Below are 20,178 nucleotides of genomic sequence, written 5' to 3'. Positions count from 1 at the left end.
CGTTCAACGTTTAGGCGACGCGGGAGTTCGGCGCCGTCCAGGTGTTGCAGGAGGCGGGCGAGGCGGAGTTGAAGCCGCGCTCCAGCCAGAAGGCCTGGTTGCGGCCCTTGCCGTGGGCCGTGTCCGTGGCGTTCTTCGCGGCCCAGTCCACCATGTAGTCGTACTCACGCGGGTCGACCGGCAGGTAGGACTCGGTCGCGCGGAGGAAGACGCCGGAGAAGCACTCCGCCTGCTGCTCGAGGCGGTGGCTGAGCAGGTTGCGCGGCGTGCGGCCCTTGGTCCGGTTGTACAGCATGTAGTACTGGGTCAGCATCCCGGTGCGCTGCTGGACGTGGTGGCCGTACTCGTGCGCCATGGTCTTGGCCAGGACGAGCGCGAACGGGTCCTTGATCTGCGACTTGAGCAGGCGGAAGTAGATCGTCCGGGAGTCGGGGCAGTAGTGGGCCTGGGACCAGTTGGTGAGCTTGCCGCAGGGGGACCGCGTGGCCATGGTCACCACGACGCGCGGCCGGCTGAACCGCCAGCCGACGGCCTTGAACTGCCGGGTCCACAGCACGTCGTTGCACTTCGCGACCTGCAGCAGGTACCGCTTGATCGACGCGGCGCTGCCCTTACGGGGTTGGGTGGGGGAACAGGCGATCTCCTTCGCCATGCCTGAGCGATAGATCTTGTTCTTGGTCAGGGCCGTGGGCGCGGACTGCGCGGACTGCGCCGCCTTCGCGCTCGTGGCCGTCTCGGTCGTGGCCGAAGCGGGCGCCGCGCCGATGCCGATGAGGCCGGCGAGTAGTCCCGGGACCACTGCGATGAGGGGGTTTCGCATGGTCACGTGAGCTTATTGCAACCGGACCGCAATCACATGTTAGATCATGATTTGTTCGACATATCGTGACACGACGGGTACGGCCGGCCGGACCGGTCGGCCGTACGCCGCGGCGGGTCAGGCGACCTTCGACGCCGGGGCGGAGAAGGTGTTGCACACACCCGGCCCGTTGCCGTTCCAGCCGCGCTTGAGCCAGTAGCGAATGTTCTTGGCCTTGCCGTGCAGCACGTCGCCGAGCGTGCGGTCGAGCAGGTCGTCCCAGTCCCACTGGTCGCGGCCCAGAGAGTGCCACACGCTGCCGATGAACGCCCCGGAGAAGCAGGCGGCCTGCAGCTCGACCCGCCGGTTCCACGCGTAGAGCGTCGCCTTGCCCGCGCGGCGCGTCATCCGGTCCACCGCGGTCAGGACGCCGATCCGGTCCTGGACGTAGTGCCCGTACTCGTGCGCGATCACCTCGAACAGCTCGAACTCGGACGGGTCCTTGAGCTGGTGCTTGTCGATGAGGACCCACATCGTCTTGTCCACGGGGCAGTACATGCCGGCCGCGTAGCCCGCCGGGTACTTTCCGCATCCCGTCTTGGCGGCAGCTGTGATGAATCGCACCTTGGGCTTGGCGAACGTCAGTTTCGCCTGCGCGAACTCCTCACCCCATGAGAGGTTGAGGCAGTCCATGAGGTGGTCGAGATAGATCTTGTACGAGTCGACGTCGTCGGGCTGGCGGTTCAGCTCCTTGCACTCGGTGAAGTCGAACTCGCCCGTCGCGTAGATGGGGTTCTTGGTCAGAGCGGCCTTGCCGGTGGGTACAGGTCGTGCAGCAGAACCGGAGGCGGCGGCCGTACCGGAAAGCAGAAGGCTTACGATCAGCCCCGTGAGCAGCGCGATAAAGGATTTCCGCATGAGATCAGGAGCGTAGGGGAAAGGTCAAGTACCGGTAAAGCGGAAATATATCGATTCTGCGTGAAATGGCGTGACGTCTCGCTGCCGCCCATGAGGGCGTCACGATGTTCTCGAACTAGACTCGGCCTGTTCGATGGCGAGCGGGAAGGAAGATTCGTGGGGATTCTGGAGACGGTGAAGGGCCCACAGGACGTCAGGCGCCTGGACGCCGGGCAACTGCGACGGCTCGCCGCGGAGATCCGCGAACTGCTGGTCTCGTCCGTCGCCAAGACGGGCGGCCACCTCGGCCCCAACCTCGGTGTCGTCGAGCTCACCATCGCCCTGCACCGCATCTTCGAGTCGCCGCGCGACCCCATCCTCTTCGACACGGGACACCAGGCGTACGTGCACAAGATGCTCACCGGCCGGGCCGGCGACTTCGGCACGCTGCGCCAGGAGGGCGGCCTGTCGGGATATCCGAGCCGGGCCGAGTCCGAGCACGACCTGATCGAGAACTCGCACGCCTCCACCGCCCTCTCCTACGCCGACGGCCTCGCCAAGGCGTTCACGCTGCGCGGCGAGACCGGCCGCACGGTCGTCGCGGTCATCGGCGACGGCGCGCTGACCGGCGGCATGGCCTGGGAGGCGCTCAACAACATCGCGGGGCGCAAGGACCTCCCGCTGATCATCGTCGTCAACGACAACGGCCGCTCCTACTCGCCGACCATCGGCGGCCTCGCCTCGCACCTGGCCTCCCTGCGGATGACGCAGAAGTACGAGGACGCGCTGGAGTTCGTCAAGGAGAACCTGGCCAAGGTGCCCGTGGTCGGAGCGCCGTTCTACGACGCCCTGCACGGCGTCAAGAAGGGCATCAAGGACATCCTCGCCCCGCAGGTGATGTTCGAGGACCTCGGCCTGAAGTACGTCGGCCCGATCGACGGCCACGACCAGGAGGCCCTGGAGGCCGCGCTGAGCAGGGCCAAGGGCTTCGGCGGGCCCGTCATCGTGCACGTCCTCACCCGCAAGGGCCAGGGCTACCAGCCCGCCGAGAACCACGACGAGGACTGCTTCCACGGCCCCGGCCCGTTCGACCCGGTCACCGGCGAGGAGCGGAAGAAGCCGCGGAGCTGGACCGACGTGTTCAGCGAGGAGATCGTCCGGCTCGGCGCCCGGCGCGAGGACGTCGTCGCGATCACCGCGGCGATGCTGCACCCCGTCGGACTGGCCCCGTTCGCCGACGCCTACCCCGACCGCATCTACGACGTCGGCATCGCCGAGCAGCACGCGCTCACCTCCGCCGCCGGGCTCGCGATGGGCGGCCTGCGCCCCGTGGTCGCGCTCTACGCCACCTTCCTCAACCGGGCCTTCGACCAGCTCCTGATGGACGTCGCCCTGCACCGGCTGCCCGTCGTCGTCACGCTCGACCGCTCCGGTGTCACCGGCGACGACGGCGCGAGCCACAACGGCATGTGGGACCTGTCGATCCTCCAGGTCGTCCCCGGCCTGTCGGTCGCCGCGCCCCGCGACGCCGTACGGCTGCGCGAGCTGCTCGGCGAGGCCGTCGCGATCGAGGACGGCCCATCCGTGGTCCGCTACCCCAAGGGCGCGGTCGCCGACGACATCGAGGCCGTCGGCAAGATCGGCGGGATGGACGTGCTGCGCTCCGGAGAGCCCGACGTGCTCCTGGTGGCCGTCGGGTCGATGGCGGAGACGTGCCTCGACGCCGCCACGCTGCTCGACGCCCAGGGCATCTCGGCCACCGTGGTCGACCCACGCTGGGTGAAGCCGCTCGACGAGGCGCTGGTCCCGGTCGCCGCCGAGCACAAGCTCGTGGTCGTCGTCGAGGACAACGGCCGGGTCGGCGGCGTGGGCGACGCGGTCGCCCGGACGCTGCGCGACGCCGACGTCGACGTGCCGGTGCGCACGTACGGCATCCCGCAGCGGTTCCTCGACCACGCGAAGCGGCCCAAGATCCTCTCCGAGATCGGCCTCACCGCCCAGGACCTCGCCCGGGAGATCACCGAGGCGGTGGCGCGGCGCTCGCCCGTCCTGGAGGACGACCCGGCCGGCCAGGTCTGACGCCGGTCCCGGGCGCCCGCAAGGTGTGACCCCTGTCCCGGGAGCGCGCGTGAACCGCGCGTTTCCGGGAACCTTGCAGGTCATCGCCAGATCGGGGGCCGTGCATGAGCCGGAAGACGATTTTTCGGACAAAGTCCATCGAGCAGTCGATCGAAGACACTCAAGGTGGGCGTTACCGGCTCGTTCGCACCCTGAACGCCTTCGACCTGACCGTCTTCGGCATCGGTGTCATCATCGGCACCGGCATCTTCGTGCTCACCGGCGTCGCCGCCAAGACCACGGCCGGCCCCGCCGTGGCGCTCTCCTTCATCGCGGCGGCGGTCGCCTGCGGCCTGGCCGCCCTGTGCTACGCGGAGTTCGCCGCCACCGTCCCGGTCGCCGGCTCCGCCTACACCTTCGCGTACGCGACGATCGGCGAGTTCCCCGCCTGGATCATCGGCTGGGACCTGGCGCTCGAACTCTCCCTCGCCGCCGCCGTGGTCGCCTCCGGCTGGTCGGGCTACTTCACGTCGCTGCTGCGCAGCGTCGGCATCGACCTGCCCCCGTTCATCGCCGGGGACACCGCCGTGGTGAACGTCCCCGCGGCGGCCATCGTGCTGCTGCTCACCGCCATCCTGGTGGTGGGCATCAAGACCTCGGCCCGCTTCAACGCCGCCATGGTCACCATCAAGATCAGCGTGGTGCTGCTCGTCATCGTGGCCGGCCTGTTCTTCCTCAAGGCGGAGAACTACCAGCCGTTCATCCCCCCGGCGCGGGAGATCGAGACCAGGGGAGGGCTCGCCTCGCCGCTCATCCAGGTGCTGTTCGGGGTCACGCCGGTCGCCTTCGGCGTCTTCGGCATCTTCACCGCCGCCGCGCTCGTCTTCTTCGCCTACATCGGGTTCGACGTGGTCGCCACCGCCGCCGAGGAGACCCGCGAGCCGCAGCGCAACCTGCCGATCGGCATCCTCGCCTCCCTCGCGATCTGCACGATCCTGTACGTCGCGGTCTCCCTGGTGGTCGTCGGCATGCAGCCGTACACGCAGCTGAGCGAGTCCGCGCCGCTCGCAGACGCGTTCCTCGCGGTCGGGCAGTCATGGCTGGCCACGGTGATCAGCCTGGGCGGCATCGCCGGGCTCACCACCGTGGTGATGATCCTCATGCTCGGCCAGAGCCGGGTGTTCTTCGCCATGTGCCGCGACAACCTGCTGCCGCGCGGGCTCGCCCGCGTCCACCCCCGGTTCCACACGCCGTACGTGATCACGATCGTGATCGGGGTGGTGGTGGCGGTCCTCGCGGCGCTGATCCCGCTGGCCGCGATCGCCGAGCTGGTCAACATCGGGACGCTCTTCGCGTTCGTGGTCGTGTCGATCGGCGTGATCATCCTGCGGAGGACCCGGCCCGACCTGCCCCGCGCCTTCCGCGCGCCCTGGGTCCCGGTGTTGCCGATCCTGTCCGTGCTGGCCTGCCTGTACCTGATGCTCAACCTGCCGGTGGAGACCTGGCTGCGGTTCGTCGTATGGATGATCGCCGGAATCGTGCTCTACTTCGCGTACGGCGCCCGCCACAGCAGGGCCCGGCTGACCGGCGACCCCTCGGACGGGGAGCGGGGGCCCGGTGACGGCCGCCGGCAGGGCGCCCCCGGCGAGCAGGACGCGGTGGCCTCGAACGCCGAGCCGATGCCGCCCGGCACCGACCAGGGCCGCCGGCACCGCCTCGGGCCCGACCGGCACCGCACGGAACCCGCCGGCGAAGGCGAGTGCTGACCGAGGGATGAGATCGCCCGGTCCCGCCGGAAACCGGCGGGACCGGGCGGGCCGCCCGCCCGGAGCCACCCCCATGCCCCCGGGCGGACGACGTCCGAGGCCGATCAGGCGGGGACGGAGGCCACGCCGGGGGTGAGGAACCGCGCCCCGGTCACCGCCTCCGAGATGCCCTCACGGTCCAGGTACGGCGTGATGCCGCCGGTGTGGAACGGCCAGCCCGCGCCGAGGATCATGCACAGGTCGATGTCCTGGGCCGCCGCGACGACGCCCTCGTCGAGCATCAGGCGGATCTCCTCGGCGAGCGCCCGCAGCGCGCGCAGCCGCACCTCCTCGCCGGTGGACGGCGACGTGCCGCCCTCGAAGAAGGCCCGCGCCTCCGGGTCGATCCGGAGGTCGGCGCCGTACACGCCGGGCTTGCCCGCGGAGACGAGCGCGGCCAGGTTGGCCGACACGCCGAACCGGTCCGGGAAGGCGGTGTGCATGGTCTCGGCCACGTGCAGCGCCACGGCCGGGCCGACGAGCTGGAGCAGCGTGAACGGCGTCATGGGCAGGCCGAGGCCGTCCAGCGCGTGGTCGGCGACCTCCAGCGGGGTGCCCTCGTCGACGGACGCGATGACCTCGCCCATGAACCGGGTCAGCAGCCGGTTCACCACGAACGCGGGGGCGTCCTTGACGAGCACGGACGACTTCTTCAGCGTCTTGGCGACGGAGAAGGCGGTGGCGAGCGTCGCGTCGTCCGTCGCCTCGCCCCTGACGATCTCCAGGAGCGGCATCACCGCCACCGGGTTGAAGAAGTGGAAGCCGACGACCCGCTCCGGACGCCGCAGCCCGGAGGCCATCGCGGTGATCGACAACGAGGAGGTGTTGGTGGCCAGCACGCACTCGTCCGAGACGACCGCCTCGACCTCGGCCAGCACCTTGCGCTTCACGTCGAGGTCCTCGAAGACCGCCTCGATCACGAAGTCGGCGTCCCCGAACGCGTCCTTGGACAGCGACCCCGTCACCAGCGCCTTGATCCGGCCCGCCTGGTCGGCCGAGACCCGGCCCTTGGCGAGCAGCTTGTCCACCTCGGCGTGGACGTAGCCCACACCCTTGTCGAGCCGGGCCTGGTCGAGGTCGGTCAGCACGACCGGCACCTCCAGCCGCCGCGCGAACAGCAGCGCGAGCTGCGAGGCCATCAGCCCGGCGCCCACCACGCCGACCTTGGTGACCTTGCGGGCGAGGGACCGGTCCGGCGCGCCGGCCGGCTTCTTGGCCCGCCGCTGCACCAGGTCGAACGCGTACAGCCCGGCGCGCAGCTCGTCGCCCATCAGCAGGTCGGCGAGCGCCTCGTCCTCGGCGGCGAAACCCTCGTCCCGGGAGGCGGTCTTCGCCAGCGCGACCAGGTCGAGCGCGCGGTAGGGCGCGGGGGAGGCGCCGCGCAGCTTCATGTCCACCAGGAAGCGCGCGTCGGCGACCGCCTTGTCCCAGTCCCCCTCGTACGGCGCGCGGGCCACGGTCTCCTCGCCGCGCAGCACCCGGGCCGCCCAGCGCAGCGACTCCTCGAGGAAGTCGGCCGGCTCGAACATCGCGTCCGCGACGCCCAGCGCGTACGCGTCCGGCCCCTTGATCATGCGGTTCTGCGAGAGCGGGTTCTCGATGATCAGCCTGATGGCCTTCTCCGGGCCGATCAGCCGGGGGAGGAGCTGGGTGCCGCCCCAGCCGGGCACCAGGCCGAGGAAGCACTCGGGCAGCGCGATGGCGGGCACCCCGGACGACACCGTCCGGTACGAGCAGTGCAGCGCGATCTCCAGCCCGCCGCCCATGGCCGCGCCGTTCACGAACGCGAACGTCGGCATGCCCAGCTCGCCGAGACGCCGGAAGACGTGGTGGCCGAGCGCGCCGATCGCGTGGGCCTCCTCGCGCGTGGCCACCGCCGCCGCGCCCTTGAGGTCGGCGCCGACCGCGAAGATGAACGGCTTGCCGGTGACGCCGACCGCCGCGAGGTCGCCGCGCGCCTCGATCGTGTCCAGGGCGTCGTTCAGCGCGAGCAGCCCCTGCGGCCCGAACGTGTTGGGCTTGGTGTGGTCGAGCCCGTTGTCCAGCGTGATCAGCGCCATGGTGCCCGCGCCGTACGGCAGGTCGACGTCGCGGACCAGGGCCCGGGTGACGACCTCGCCGGTGTCCTTGCCCGCCAGCAGGCTCTTGTACGTCTCGATGTCGCTCATGCGAGGTTCTCCCAGATGACCGTGCCGCCCATGCCCATGCCGACGCACATCGTGGTGATGCCGTACCGGACGTCCGGCCGCTCGGCGAACTCGCGCGAGAGCTGGATCATGAGCCGTACGCCGGAGGACGCGAGGGGGTGGCCGAAGGCGATCGCGCCGCCGTACGGGTTCACCCGGGGGTCGTCGTCGGCGATGCCGAAGTGCTCAAGGAACGCGAGCACCTGCACGGCGAACGCCTCGTTGATCTCGAAGAGGCCGATGTCGTCGATGGACAGCCCGGCCAGGCGCAGCGCGCGCTCGGTCGACGGGATCGGGCCGACGCCCATGACCTCGGGGTCGACGCCCGCGAACGCGTAGGAGACCAGCCGCATCCGCGCGGGCAGCCCCAGCTCGTCGGCGACCTCGCGGGCGGCGACGACGCAGCCGGTCGCGCCGTCGTTGATGCCCGAGGCGTTCCCGGCGGTGACCCGGCCGTGCGGCCGGAACGGGGTCTTCAGGGCGCGCAGCGCATCCATGGTCGTGCCGGGCCGCGGCGCCTCGTCGGCGGTGGCCAGGCCCCAGCCCTCGGCCGCCTTGCGCGCCGCCATCGGGACCAGGTCCGGCTGGATCCTGCCGTCGGCGTACGCCTTGGCCGCCTTCTCCTGGGACGCGACGGCGAACGCGTCGGCGCGGTCCTTGGTGATGGACGGGTAGCGGTCGTGCAGGTTCTCCGCGGTCATGCCCATGATCAGGGCCGAGCCGTCCACCAGTCGCTCGGACAGGAACCGGGGGTTGGGGTCGACGCCCTCGCCCATCGGGTGGCGGCCCATGTGCTCGACGCCGCCGGCGATGGCGACGTCGTACGCGCCGAACGAGATGCCGCCCGCCACGGTCGTGACGGCGGTCATCGCGCCCGCGCACATCCGGTCGATGGCGTAGCCGGGGACGGACTTGGGCAGGCCGGCCAGCACCGCGGCCGAGCGGCCGATGGTCAGGCCCTGGTCGCCGATCTGGGTGGTGGCCGCGATGGCCACCTCGTCCACCCGCTCGGGCGGGAGGCCGGGGTTGCGGCGCATGAGCTCGCGGATGACGCGGACAACCATGTCGTCGGCACGCGTCTCGGCGTACAGGCCCTTGGGGCCCGACCTGCCGAAAGGCGTGCGCACGCCGTCGACGAAGACGACTTCACGGGACGCAGGCACGAGGTTCGCTCCTACTGATCGGTAGCTTCTCGAACCAATGCTACTTATCGGTAACTACTCCCCGGAGCGGGGTGCCCGGCCCGGCCCGCGGCGTACGGCCACGACGCAGGCCGCCAGCGCCGCCGCCGCCAGGGCCAGCACCGTCACGGTGTCCGGGGCCCACAGGTGCGCGCGGGCGCCGACCAGCGCGAGGACCAGCGCGACCGCCGCCGCGCCCGGCGGCCATCGCCACCGCCGCCGCGGCCGGGACGGCACGGCGTCGTCCCACGGGTCCGGCGGCGGCTGCCTCCGCGCCGCCGCCACGATCACGTCCCTGCCCCACCACAGCAGGAACGCCATCCCGCTCATGTAACAGGTCATCGCCAGCGTCTCGGCCGCGCCCGCCAGCCGGTCCGCCGCGCCGTACATGCCGGCGTCGGTGAACAGGCGGGGCACGGTGAGCCCCAGCAGCACCACCACCGCCCAGCAGACCGCCACCGCCAGCCGCGCCAGCAGGCGTCTGGCGTCCGGCCGGCTCCTGGTCGCGAAGACCTCGCGTTCGCCGACCCTCGCCTCCTGCTCGCGGATGCCCCACAACACCTGGCTGGCGGTCAGCGCGGGCAGCGCCACGAGGAGCACCGCGAGCGCCGCCACCGCGTACGGCGCCGCGGCCCGGCCGGTCTCCGCCCGCTCCGCGAGGAGCTGGACGGCGACGAGCAGGGTCGTCGAGATCCCGAGAACGAGGAGCGCGGCGCGCCGCGCTCCGGTCGCCCGCTCGCGCAGGAGGATGAGCCGTGCGGATCCGGGGGACGCGGGCAGCCCGTCGGGGGCGGGACGATGCCGCGGTGTCAGGGCGGACATCTCGTAATGATGCCGTTACCGCACGCGTTCGTGGGCCAAAACGCGGATATCTCCCGGGATCTCGTTCGGGCGCACCGCGGGTCAGGTGATGTCGCGCCGCAGGGGGGCGACCACGGCGATCACGGCGGCCGCCAGCGCGTACCCGACCAGCACGGCGGCGCCGAGCGGGGCGGACAGCAGCGAGGCGGCGCCCCCGCCCGTCTGCTCCGCGAGCGCCTCGGTCAGGAAGGTGAACCCGGTGAGCGCCGCCGTCGCGCCGCCGGGCAGGTAGGGATAGAGCTCCTTGACGCCGGGGATGAGCAGGAGCGCCGTCTCGATCATGTAGAAGTAGGCGCCGAGCACCGCCGCCGCGGCCACCTGGTTGGGGATCAGGGCGCCGACCGCCACGCCGACCAGCGTGTAGACGGCCATCGTCACCGCGATCCTGGCCAGGAGCGCCAGCACCGTGGCGGCGGGCAGGCCGAGCGTGACGCCCTTGACCGCGGCCGCCCCGAACAGGGCCGCTCCCGCCACGGTGACGGCGATCAGCCCGTAGGCGAGCCCGGCGATCGTGTACGCCGCCAGCTTGGCGGCCAGCGCGGTCCACCGCCTGGGGGCGAACAGCGCCGTCGTGGTGATCGTCCGGTGGCGGTACTCGGAGGCCACGGCGGTCGTGCCGAGCAGGGCGGGGACGAACGCGCACAGGCCGAGCAGCCCGAGCAGCACGCGCACGCTCGCGTCCGTCTCCAGCCCGGGCATCGGCGGATCGAAGTTCTCCGGGCCGATGAGGGCGAGCAGGCCGACGAAGCCGCCGCTGCCGGTCGCGGCGAGCGCTCCCCACATCGGGAGCCTGGTGGCGGCCAGGCGGCGCAGCTCCGCCCAGACGAGCGCGGTCATCGGGTGTCTCCCTGGTTGTTTCCGGTGAGCTGGAGGAAGGCGTGTTCGAGCGTGGGCCGCTCGGGGGTGATCTCGTGCAGCGGAACGCCGCGCGCCGTCGCCTCGGCGGCGATCGCGGCCGTGCTCAGGCCGTGGACGCGCAGCGTGTCCGGCTCCACCGTCTCCACGCGGACCGCGCCGGGGTGGGCGGCCAGCAGGGCGGCGGTCAGCGGCCCGGCCTGCGGGGAGCGGACCCGCACGGCGGCCTCGCCGTACAGGTCGGTGACCGCGCCGGCCGCGACCAGCCGCCCGCCGCGGATCATGACGGCGTGCTCGGCCATCTGCTCCACCTCGCTGAGGACGTGGCTGGAGACCAGGATCGTGCGGCCCTCGGCGGCGAGCTCGCGCAGGAAGCGGCGCAGCCACGCGATGCCCTCGGGGTCCAGGCCGTTGCCGGGCTCGTCCAGCAGCAGCACGCGGGGGTCGCCGAGCAGCGCCGTCGCCAGGTGCAGCCGCCGCCGCATGCCGGTGGACAGGGCGCGGGTCCTGCGTCCGGCGAACGGCGTCACCCCGACCAGGTCCATGACCTCGCGCACCCGCGACGGGGCGAAGCCGCCCAGGCGGGCGTACACGCCGAGGTGGTCGCGGGCGGTGTGGTCGGGGTGGAACCCCGACGTGTCCAGCACGGCCCCGACCGTCGCGGCCGGGCGGGGCAGCTCCGCGTAGCGCAGCCCGCCGATCGTGGCGTGGCCCGAGGTCGGCGTGACCAGGCCGAGCAGCATGCGCATGGTGGTCGTCTTGCCCGAGCCGTTCGGGCCGAGGAACGCGGTCACCGTGCCCGGGGCGACGGTGAAGCCGAGGTCGGCGACCGCCTCCACGGTGCCGAAGGTCTTGGTCAGGCCGCGCACCTCGATGTCCCATGACCGCGCCGCCGGCACGCCGCCGCGGGTCTTCATCCGGATCATTCCGCCCTCCTTCTGACACATCAGGTGTATCTGTTCTATAAGTTGTATATCAGCTATGCTCCTAGGTGTGAACCTGACGCTCGATCTCGACAGCGAGGTCCCGATCTACCAGCAGATCAGGGACCGGATCGTGGAGGCGATCGCCCGCGGAGAGGCGGAGGAGGGCGACCCGCTGCCGTCCACGCGTCAGCTCGCCGCCGACTTCGGGATCAACTTCCACACCGTGAACAAGGCGTACGACCTGCTCCGCCAGGAGGGGGTCATCCGCGTCAACCGCAAGAGCGGCGCGGTGATCCGGCGCGATCCGCGCTCCGGGCCGCCCGAGCCCGGCTTCACCGACGACTGGGAGGACAGGATGCGCGTGCTGCTCGCGGAGGCCACCGTCCACGGCCTCGGCGGCGACGACGTCGTACGGCGGTGCGCCGCGATGTTGTCGGGGTTCCGCGCCGAAGAAAGGACGACGCGATGACACCGCTGATCGCCGCGGACCTGGCCGCGGTCGTGCTGGCCACCTGCCTGATGCTGGCCCTGCCCGCGATGGCCGGGCCCACGACGCCGTTCGGCGTGCGCCTGTCACACGCCAGGTCCGCCGACCCGGCCGTGATCGCCCAGCGGCGCGCCTACGCGAGGCTGGCACTCGCCGCCGGCGTCTGCGCCGCGCTCGTCTCCGCGCCGCTCCTCGCGGCTGGAGGGGACGCGACCGTCGTCGGCGCGACGGTCACGGCCCTCGTCGTGGCGGACCTGCTGCTGTACTGGCGGGCCGCCCGCCGGCTGCGCGCGGCCAAGCTGGCCGGCGGGTGGAGCGACGAGCGGCGCCAGGGCGTCACCGTGGACACCACCTTCCGGACCGACCCGGTCCGGCTGCCCTGGTCCTGGACGCTGCCGGCCGCGGCGGTCCTGCTCCTCACCGCGGCCGTCGGCTGGTGGCGCTACGGCGACCTGCCCGCCACGCTGCCGGGCTTCCCCGGCTTCGGCGTCGACGCCGCCCGGCGGGAACCCGCCACCGCGGCGGCCGCGTTCACGCCCGTGCTGTACCAGCTCGCGATCACCCTGCTGATCCCGGCCATGACGCTGCTCCTGCTGCGCGCCCGCCCCGACCTCGACGCCGCGCGTCCCGTGGGATCGGCCCGCAGGTACCGCGTCTACCTGCGCGGCGTCGCCCGGATGTCGGTGCTCGGCGCGGCCTGCCTCAACCTTGGCCTGTTCGTCTCGGCGCTCCAGCTCTGGACGCTCGTCGCCCCCTCGGCGTTCTGGACCGCCGTCACGTACCTGCCGCTCGTCGCCCTGGCCGTCGCCTGGCTGGTGTGGGAGAGCCGGGTGGGCCACGCGGGGCACCGCCTGCCCGCCCTCCCGGGAGAGGAGGACGAGGACTCCGGCGTCACGCAGCGCGACGACGACCGGCACTGGTTCCTCGCCGGAACCGTCTACGTGAACCGCCGCGACCCCGCGATCCTGCTCCACGCCCGGATCGGGGCGTCCTGGACGCTCAACCTCGGGCATCCCGTCGCGTGGGTCCTCATCGCCGTCCTGGTCGTGGCCGGCCTGCTCGCCGCCTTCGGCGTCATCGACCTCCCCGCACGGCGGAGCGCCTTCTGAGGCGGGACGCCGGGCGCCGGCCACCATCGGCGGCCGCCGCCCGGCGTCTCCCGCACGGAAGGCGGACGAGGGTCAGGCGGTGCTCCTGGCGTCCAGCCGCTGGAGCGCCTTCGCCATCGGGACGGCCGTCAGGCCGATCTGCCACCGCCGGGCGCCCAGCTCGCCGAGCCGCGCCGCGATCGACTCCTCCGACAGGTCGGCGGGCGGCTCCCAGGTGAGCCGCCGCACCGCGTCCGGCTGCAGCAGGTTCTCCGTCGGCATCCGGTGCTCGTCGGCGAGCGCCGCGACCACCGCCCGCGCGGCGGCCAGCCGCCGCGCCGCCGCCGGGTCGCGGTCCGCCCACCGGTTGGCCGGAGGCGGGCCGTCGCCCGGCCCCATCGGCTGGGGCAGCTCGGCGTCCGGCATCGTCCTGCCCCGGGTGACCGAGGCGAGCCAGCCGCGCAGGTGACGGCGCGCGCTCCTGCCGGTGAACGGGGCGATCTCGGTGAGCGCCTTCGTGGTGCGCGGCAGATCCAGCGCGGCCTGCACGATCGCGGAGTCCGGGAGCACCCGGCCGGGCGCGAGGTCGATCTCGCGGGCGATCTCGTCGCGCAGCGTCCACAGCTCGCGGACCACGGCGAGGCCGCGCAACGACCGCACTCGATGGATGCCCGAGGTGCGCCGCCAGGGGTCGTTGCGCGGAGGGGCGGTCGGCGCGGCGAGGATCGAGGAGAACTCCTCCAGCGCCCACTCCAGCTTTCCGCTGGAGGCGAGCTCGGTGAACAGCGCGTCCCTGAGCTCGATCAGCACCTCGACGTCCAGCGCGGCGTAGCGGAGCCAGTCCTCCGGGAGGGGGCGGTTCGACCAGTCGGCCGCCGAGTGGCCCTTCTCCAGCCGCAGCCCCAGCACGACCTCGACCATCGTGCCGAGGCCCACCCGCTCGTAGCCGAGCAGCCGGCCCGCCAGCTCGGTGTCGAAGAGCTTGCGCGGCCGGAAACCCAGCTCCGTCAGGCACGGCAGGTCCTGGGTGGCGGCGTGCAGGACGATCTCGCCCTCGGCGAGGGCCTCGTCCAGGGCGGTCAGGTCGGGACAGGCCACCGGGTCGATCAGCGCCGTGCCCGACCCGGCACGGCGTAGTTGCACGAGGTAGGCGCGGCCGCTGTAGCGGTAGCCGGAGGCGCGCTCGGCGTCCACCGCGACCGGGCCGCTGCCGGCGGCGAAGGCGCGTACGACCGCCGCCAGTGCGGAGGCGTCCTCGATGACGGGCGGGATTCCTTCACGCGGCTCCAACAAGAGCTGAACTTCAGGTTCGATCACGAGTTACGGGGCTTTCGGATCGTCACGGCGCGCCGGGCGGAGCCGCAGCGCCGCGACATCGGGTGGAAGGGGTGGGATGCCGGCCGCGAGGCACATCAGGTCGCACCAGGCGGCGGCATGCGCGGACAGGTCCTCCTCCAGGGGGGACCAGGAGGCCCGCAACTCCAGCTCGGTGGTGACCGGATCGCCGGACTTGTTCCCGAAGCCCTCCGAGACCGCCCGGGTCACCGTGCCGCCGGCCGCGGCGTAGGCCGCGCCGTGCGCGTCGAGCGACTCGGTGAGCCAGCTCCAGGCCACGGGGCCGAGCAGCGGGTCGGTCGTGATCTCCGGCTCCATGTCGGCCCGGACGTACGCGACCAGGCGGAAGCGCCCCTCCCAGCCGCGCTGGCCGTCCGGATCGAACAGCATGATCAGCCGGCCGACGGCGAGCTCGTCGTCGTCCCGGTAGACGGAGGCCCCGACGGCACCGGAGTAGGGCGCGAGGCGCTGCGGCGCGGGGATGTCCTCCAGCTCGATCTCCGGCCTGACCTTGGCGGGCCGCAACGTCTCCAGCGCCCGCCGGAAGGCGGCCGGAGGCACGGGTGCGTCACCGAGGGTCATAGCCGAAGCGTAGGCCGGATTCGGGAGTGCGCGAAGCAGGGGGATGGCTGTGGGGGGCATACGTACCGATCAAACCGAGGCCGTCGCAAGCAACAGGGCGAATCCGCAGGTCGTGCACACCCGTTCGGGACGGTCGTCGTGAGCGTCGGGGCAGGGCGGCCGTTCGAACGCGCGCTCGGCGCCGCAACCGGCACAGTGCTCAGTGCGGTGTTCGGGGGAACTCCACATCGACGTCATCGCTCCGGGGCCTCTCGTCGGATCCACGGTCGTGTCCCGAGTGATCGGGACTGCTCCGACGTTGACATGTCCCGCCGACATTTCCCCGCAACGCGCTCGGCGTGTCTCGAAAGTGGCATTGGAATCGATGCTGGAACCCCGATTGCGAACACTTTGCCGAGCGGTGAGGCGAACCTCGTGAAGCGGAGAGTTTCACCTTACCGATGCTTGGCGCGGAGTGTACCTCCGGCACGCCCGACCGGTGCGTGGACCGGCGCCGTGACATGGGACGCTGGGACCGTGACTGCCCATCTTGCCGACTCAGCCTTCCTCCGCGCCTGCCGCCGCGAGCCCGTCCCGCACACGCCCGTCTGGTTCATGCGCCAGGCCGGGCGGTCGCTTCCGGAGTACCGCCGGGTGCGCGAGGGCACCTCGATGCTCGCCGCCTGCGCGACGCCGGACCTCGTCGTCGAGATCACGATGCAGCCGGTCCGGCGGTACTCCACGGACGCCGCGATCTTCTTCAGCGACATCGTCGTCCCGCTCAAGGCCATCGGCGTCGATCTCGACATCGTGCCCGGGGTCGGGCCCGTGGTGGGCAGCCCCGTCCGGGACGCCGCGGGCGTCGCCGCCCTGCGGCCGCTCGAACCGGGCGACGTGCCGTACGTCACCGAGTCCATCGAGGCGCTGGTGAAGGAGCTCGACCGCGTTCCGCTCATCGGGTTCGCGGGCGGCCCGTTCACGCTCGCGTCGTACCTCATCGAGGGCGGGCCGTCGAAGAACCACGACCGCACCAAGGCGATGATGTACGGCGAGCCCGATCTGTGGCACGAGCTGATGGACCGGCTCACCACGATCACGCTGGCCTTCCTGCGCCTCCAGGTGGCCGCGGGAGCCTCCGCGATCCAGCTCTTCGACTCGTGGGTCGGCGCGGTCGCCCCGGCCGACTACCGGTCGTACGTGCTGCCGCACACCGGCAGGATCTTCGCGGGCCTGGCCGACCTCGGCGTGCCGCGCATCCACTTCGGCGTCGGCACGGGCGAGCTGCTCGGCCTGATGGGGGAGGCGGGGGCCGACGTCGTCGGCGTCGACTGGCGGGTGCCGCTCGACGACGCCGCGCTGCGCGTCGGCGCGGGCAAGGCGCTCCAGGGCAACCTCGACCCCGCCGTCCTGCTCGCCCCCTGGGAGGTCGTCGAGACCCGCGCCCGCGACGTCCTGGAGCGCGGACGGGTGGCCGAGGGGCACGTCTTCAACCTCGGCCACGGCGTCCTGCCGTCCACGGACCCCGACCAGCTCGCGAGGCTTGCCGACTTCGTCCACGAGGCCTCCGCCCGCTAGGCGGAGGGCCCGGCCTCGTCCTGGGGCTCGTCCCGGGTCCCGCCCCGGGGCTCGTCCCGCTCCCGCTCAGCGGGGGCCCGCTCCGGCTCCGGGAGCGGCCGCTCCCGCGACGCCGTACGGCGGGCGCGGCGGCGGACGATCGCGATGAAGGGCAGGCCGATGACGGCGCCCAGGACGAGCCAGGGCAGCAGCGCGCCCAGCACGACGAGGCCGATCTCGACCGACCCCACCAGCGCCTTCCAGCCGGCGTGGAGGCCGGCGAGGAACCCGGTCTCCTTCGGCTCCGGCTTGGCGATCACGGCGGCGGGCCCGGCCAGGCTGAGGGTGACCGTCGCCATGCCGGTCTGGGCGGCGAGCGCCTTCTGCCGCGCCTGGAGCGCCTCCAGCTCGGCCTCGCGGTTGGAGATCTCCCGCTCGATCTCCAGGATCTCGCCGATCTTCTCCGCCTTGCGCAGCAGCGTACGGAACTGGTTGAGCGCGGACTCCGCCGACTTCACCCGGCTGGCGACGTCGGCGACCTCCTCGGTGACGTCCTGCGCGCCCTGGTGCAGCGACTCGCGCTTGCCGAGGTCGCGGCCGAGCCGGGTGAGCACGTCGGGGTACCGGGCCGGGGGGATCTTGAAGGTGACGACCGCCTGGTCCCGCCGGGAGTAGGAGTCGCTCCGCTCCTCGGACACGTAGCCACCCGCGCCGGTCACGATCTGCTTGGCCTGGTCGGACGCCGCGGCGACGTCCTTGACGCGGACGGTCAGCTCGGCCGTGTAGATCACCGCCCGGTCGTCGGACACGATCTTCGCCTTCTGGGGGGCGCGGTCCGCCTCGCCGATGGAGTCGGCGCCGGCCCCGCCGCCGGCGGCGGCGGTGGCGGCGGTGGCCGGGCGGGCGAACTCGGGGGCGGAGGCGGCCTCGTCACGGGCCACGGCCGAGGAGGAGCCGCCATCGCTCGCTCCGCAGCCGGCGATCAGGAAGGCCGCCGCGACGACGACGGCCGTTCCGTACCGGAATCTGGTCATATCCGGAAGACGGGGCGGTGACAGGGCGGGTTCGGCGACCGGCGTCACGGTCCTGTCACGGGTTCCGCACCGCACGGTCACGGGGCGCAGCGGGGGCGCCGGGGCGGCGGCGCGGTGATCGCGGACGTTCCGCGGTCGCGCCGGCACCCGTTCCGGCCCGCGACGCGCGGTCACGCCGGTTCCGGAGCCGCGCCCCCTGAGCGGTAGCTTTGACGGCTATGGAAGGAACCCCAGCTCCGCGCCATGTCGTGGTCGTCGGCGGTGGCATCGCCGGCCTCGCCGCCGCCCTCCACCTCCGGCGCGGCGCCGCACGCGAGATCCGGATCACCGTTCTGGAAGGGGCGCCGCGGATCGGCGGCAAGCTGTACGCCTCGGAGGTGGCCGGCCTGGAGGTCGACGCCGGGGCCGAGGCGATGCTGGCCCGCCGGCCCGAGGGCAGGGAGCTGGCCCGGCTGGCCGGCCTCGAGGACATGCTCGTGCATCCGGGCACGACGCACGCGTCGATCCTGTCGCGGGGCGCGCTCCGCCCGCTGCCCGCGGGCCAGGTGATGGGCGTGCCGTCCGACCTGGCCGCGCTCGCCGCCTCGCGCGTCCTCTCGCCCGCGGGGCTGGCCCGCGCCGCGCTCGACCGGGTCCTCCCCGCGAGCCCGGCCACCACGGATGTCTCGGTGGCGGCCTACATCCGGGCCCGCATGGGCGGCGAGGTCGTCGACCGGCTGGTCGAGCCGCTGCTCGGCGGCGTCTACGCAGGCCGTTCGGAGATGTTGTCCCTCCGGGCGACCATGCCGCAGATCGCGGCCGTCGCGCGTACGGAACGTTCCCTGACGAAGGCCGTCGCCGACATCGTCGCGGCGGCTCCCAAGGACGCGGGGCCGGTCTTCGCCACGCTCAAGAGCGGCATGGGCAGCCTTCCGGAGGCGGTCGCCAAGGCGTCCGGGGCCGACATCAGGACGGGCGTGACGGTGCGCGAGCTGATCCGCGTCCCGGGCGGCTGGCGGCTCGTCACCGGCCCGACCAGGGACGAGGAGATCGTCGAGGCCGACGCCGTCGTGCTCGCCGTGCCCGCGACCGCCGCGTCCCGGCTGCTGCGGCGCGAGGTGCCGGGCGCGGCCGCCGAACTGGCCGGCATCGAGTACGCGAGTATGGCCATCGTCACCCTGGCGTACGCGCGGGACGCCTTCCCCGCGGCGCCGTCGGGCAGCGGCTACCTTGTGCCGCCCGTCGAGGGCAGGCCGGTCAAGGCCGCGACCTTCAGCACGATCAAGTGGCCGCACCTGGCCGAGGCCGACCCCGGCGTGGTGGTGGTCCGCTGCTCCATCGGGCGGCTGGGGGAGGAGCACGTCCTGCAGCGGGACGACTCCGACCTGGTCGCCGCGGCGGTGACGGAGATGGCCGAGGTCACCGGGGTCACGGCGTTCCCGCTGGACACCCGGGTCACCCGCTGGGGCGGCTCCCTCCCGCAGTACAACGTGGGCCATCTCGACCGGGTCGCCCGCATCCGCGCGGCGACGGCCATCCAGCCCGGCCTCGCGCTCTGCGGCGCGGCCTACGACGGCGTCGGGGTGCCGGCGTGCGCCGCCGGCGCGCGTACGGCCGCGGCCGAGATCCTGGCCCATCTCGCCGCGGGCGACGCCCGGTACGCCGCCGGGGCGGCCGAAGACCCGGAGGGGTGAGACGGCAGAATGGAACGCATGACGGACGGCACACCGCGTCCCAAGGCGCGTGATCTCAACCAGGTGATCCGGTACACCATGTGGTCGGTCTTCCGGCTGCGCGACCAGCTTCCCCAGGCCCGCGAGGGCGTCGCCGACGAGGTCGACGAGCTGCTCGCGCAGGCGGGCGGCAAGGACGTCGTGACCCGCGGGTGCTACGACGTCTCCGGGTTCCGCGCCGACGCCGACTTCATGTTCTGGTGGCACGCTCCGGCGGCCGAGGACCTGCAGGAGGTGTACTCGCGCTTCCGCCGCACCGCGCTCGGCCGCGCCAGCGAGCCGGTCTGGTCGGCGATGGCGCTGCACCGGCCGGCGGAGTTCAACAAGTCGCACATCCCGGCCTTCCTCGCGGAGGAGGAGCCGCGGGCGTTCGTCTCGGTCTACCCGTTCGTGCGCTCCCTGGAGTGGTACCTCCTGGATGACGTCGAGCGCCGGACCATGCTGGCCGAGCACGGCAGGATGGCCCGCGACTTCCCCGACGTGCGGGCGAACACCGTGGCCTGCTTCGCGTTGAACGACTTCGAGTGGATGCTCGCCTTCGAGGCGGACGAGCTGCACCGCATCGTCGACCTCATGCGCCATCTGCGCGGCGCCGAGGCGCGGCGGCACACCCGGGTGGAGATCCCGTTCTTCACCGGGCGCAGGAAGCCCGTCGGCGAGCTGGTCGCGGCGCTGCCCTGACCGCTGTGCCGCGTTCCATCCGGACGCCCGCCGGTCCCACCGGCGGGCGTCGCGCGTTCCGGCCCGGGGAACACCTGGCGTACGACGCCGCCGGGGCGGGTAGGACCGGCCGAGATCGCCCTCGGCGTACGGAAAGATCTACCTCGCTGTACCAATTG

17 protein-coding genes are annotated in these 20,178 nt (G+C 72.6%); 7 read left to right on the top strand and 10 right to left on the bottom strand.

The window, feature by feature from the left end; all coding sequences use genetic code 11:
- Nucleotides 1–10 precede the first annotated feature (10 nt).
- Nucleotides 11–820, bottom strand: a complete 810-nt coding sequence (locus AWQ70_RS30070) for a neutral zinc metallopeptidase (protein ID WP_157530614.1) — start codon at nt 818–820, stop codon at nt 11–13.
- Nucleotides 821–937: 117 nt separating this feature from the next.
- A complete protein-coding gene (locus AWQ70_RS30065; protein ID WP_067183470.1) occupies nt 938–1,717 on the bottom strand; it encodes a neutral zinc metallopeptidase in 780 nt (259 codons plus the stop codon).
- Nucleotides 1,718–1,873: 156 nt separating this feature from the next.
- Here AWQ70_RS30065 and dxs point away from each other — a divergent pair, with 156 nt between their 5' ends.
- On the top strand, nt 1,874–3,775 hold the full coding sequence (gene dxs, locus AWQ70_RS30060; RefSeq protein WP_067183465.1) for a 1-deoxy-D-xylulose-5-phosphate synthase: 1,902 nt from the start codon (nt 1,874–1,876) through the stop codon (nt 3,773–3,775).
- Between the two features lie 104 nt (nt 3,776–3,879).
- Nucleotides 3,880–5,520: an amino acid permease gene (locus AWQ70_RS30055; protein ID WP_084517965.1), complete on the top strand. Its 1,641-nt coding sequence runs from the start codon at nt 3,880–3,882 to the stop codon at nt 5,518–5,520.
- A gap of 104 nt (nt 5,521–5,624) precedes the next feature.
- On the opposite strand, the gene AWQ70_RS30050 is transcribed toward AWQ70_RS30055, so the two are convergent.
- The 5 genes from AWQ70_RS30050 to AWQ70_RS30030 all read right to left on the bottom strand — a co-directional run bounded on the left by AWQ70_RS30050 (nt 5,625) and on the right by AWQ70_RS30030 (nt 11,568).
- Complete coding sequence (locus AWQ70_RS30050; protein ID WP_067183461.1) at nt 5,625–7,727, bottom strand: 3-hydroxyacyl-CoA dehydrogenase NAD-binding domain-containing protein; 2,103 nt, start codon at nt 7,725–7,727, stop codon at nt 5,625–5,627.
- Nucleotides 7,724–8,908 (bottom strand): thiolase family protein, encoded by a 1,185-nt coding sequence (locus AWQ70_RS30045; RefSeq protein WP_067183457.1) that lies wholly within the window; start codon nt 8,906–8,908, stop codon nt 7,724–7,726. The genes AWQ70_RS30050 and AWQ70_RS30045 overlap by 4 nt, the downstream gene beginning before the upstream one ends.
- Before the next feature lie 54 nt (nt 8,909–8,962).
- Complete coding sequence (locus AWQ70_RS30040) at nt 8,963–9,748, bottom strand: hypothetical protein (RefSeq protein WP_067183454.1); 786 nt, start codon at nt 9,746–9,748, stop codon at nt 8,963–8,965.
- A gap of 81 nt (nt 9,749–9,829) precedes the next feature.
- Nucleotides 9,830–10,624 carry an ABC transporter permease gene (locus tag AWQ70_RS30035; RefSeq protein ID WP_067183451.1) on the bottom strand — a complete coding sequence of 265 codons (795 nt, stop codon included), beginning with the start codon at nt 10,622–10,624 and terminating at the stop codon, nt 9,830–9,832.
- On the bottom strand, nt 10,621–11,568 hold the full coding sequence (locus AWQ70_RS30030; RefSeq protein ID WP_245647213.1) for an ABC transporter ATP-binding protein: 948 nt from the start codon (nt 11,566–11,568) through the stop codon (nt 10,621–10,623). Before AWQ70_RS30030 ends, AWQ70_RS30035 begins: the two co-directional genes overlap by 4 nt.
- Before the next feature lie 67 nt (nt 11,569–11,635).
- On the opposite strand from AWQ70_RS30030, the gene AWQ70_RS30025 reads away from it, so the two are divergent.
- A complete protein-coding gene (locus tag AWQ70_RS30025) occupies nt 11,636–12,037 on the top strand; it encodes a GntR family transcriptional regulator (protein ID WP_067183448.1) in 402 nt (133 codons plus the stop codon).
- On the top strand, nt 12,034–13,164 hold the full coding sequence (locus tag AWQ70_RS30020; protein ID WP_067183444.1) for a DUF1648 domain-containing protein: 1,131 nt from the start codon (nt 12,034–12,036) through the stop codon (nt 13,162–13,164). The genes AWQ70_RS30025 and AWQ70_RS30020 overlap by 4 nt, the downstream gene beginning before the upstream one ends.
- A gap of 72 nt (nt 13,165–13,236) precedes the next feature.
- On the opposite strand, the gene AWQ70_RS30015 is transcribed toward AWQ70_RS30020, so the two are convergent.
- Together AWQ70_RS30015 and AWQ70_RS30010 are read right to left on the bottom strand one after the other, a co-directional pair.
- Complete coding sequence (locus tag AWQ70_RS30015) at nt 13,237–14,460, bottom strand: HRDC domain-containing protein (RefSeq protein ID WP_067183440.1); 1,224 nt, start codon at nt 14,458–14,460, stop codon at nt 13,237–13,239.
- 3 nt (nt 14,461–14,463) lie between these two features.
- A complete protein-coding gene (locus tag AWQ70_RS30010; protein ID WP_067183437.1) occupies nt 14,464–15,060 on the bottom strand; it encodes a DUF3000 domain-containing protein in 597 nt (198 codons plus the stop codon).
- Nucleotides 15,061–15,576: 516 nt separating this feature from the next.
- Between AWQ70_RS30010 and hemE the strand changes: the two genes are divergently transcribed.
- Nucleotides 15,577–16,614 carry a uroporphyrinogen decarboxylase gene (gene hemE / locus AWQ70_RS30005; RefSeq protein ID WP_174552435.1) on the top strand — a complete coding sequence of 346 codons (1,038 nt, stop codon included), beginning with the start codon at nt 15,577–15,579 and terminating at the stop codon, nt 16,612–16,614.
- Here the strand turns inward: hemE and AWQ70_RS30000 are convergent.
- Entirely contained in the window at nt 16,611–17,627 is a 1,017-nt protein-coding gene (locus tag AWQ70_RS30000; protein ID WP_067183430.1) for a DUF4349 domain-containing protein, read from the bottom strand. The genes hemE and AWQ70_RS30000 overlap by 4 nt on opposite strands.
- A gap of 218 nt (nt 17,628–17,845) precedes the next feature.
- On the opposite strand from AWQ70_RS30000, the gene hemG reads away from it, so the two are divergent.
- Nucleotides 17,846–19,300, top strand: coding sequence for a protoporphyrinogen oxidase (hemG, locus tag AWQ70_RS29995; RefSeq protein ID WP_067183426.1), 1,455 nt, complete (start codon nt 17,846–17,848; stop codon nt 19,298–19,300).
- An 18-nt stretch (nt 19,301–19,318) separates the two neighbouring features.
- Nucleotides 19,319–20,020 carry a hydrogen peroxide-dependent heme synthase gene (gene hemQ / locus AWQ70_RS29990; protein ID WP_067183601.1) on the top strand — a complete coding sequence of 234 codons (702 nt, stop codon included), beginning with the start codon at nt 19,319–19,321 and terminating at the stop codon, nt 20,018–20,020.
- Nucleotides 20,021–20,178 lie beyond the last annotated feature (158 nt).

This window comes from Microtetraspora niveoalba (assembly GCF_001570405.1).
Classification (GTDB): Bacteria; Actinomycetota; Actinomycetes; order Streptosporangiales; family Streptosporangiaceae; genus Microtetraspora; species Microtetraspora niveoalba.
Note: the sequence above shows the minus strand (reverse complement) of the source record. Positions and strands in the feature narration are given on the sequence as shown.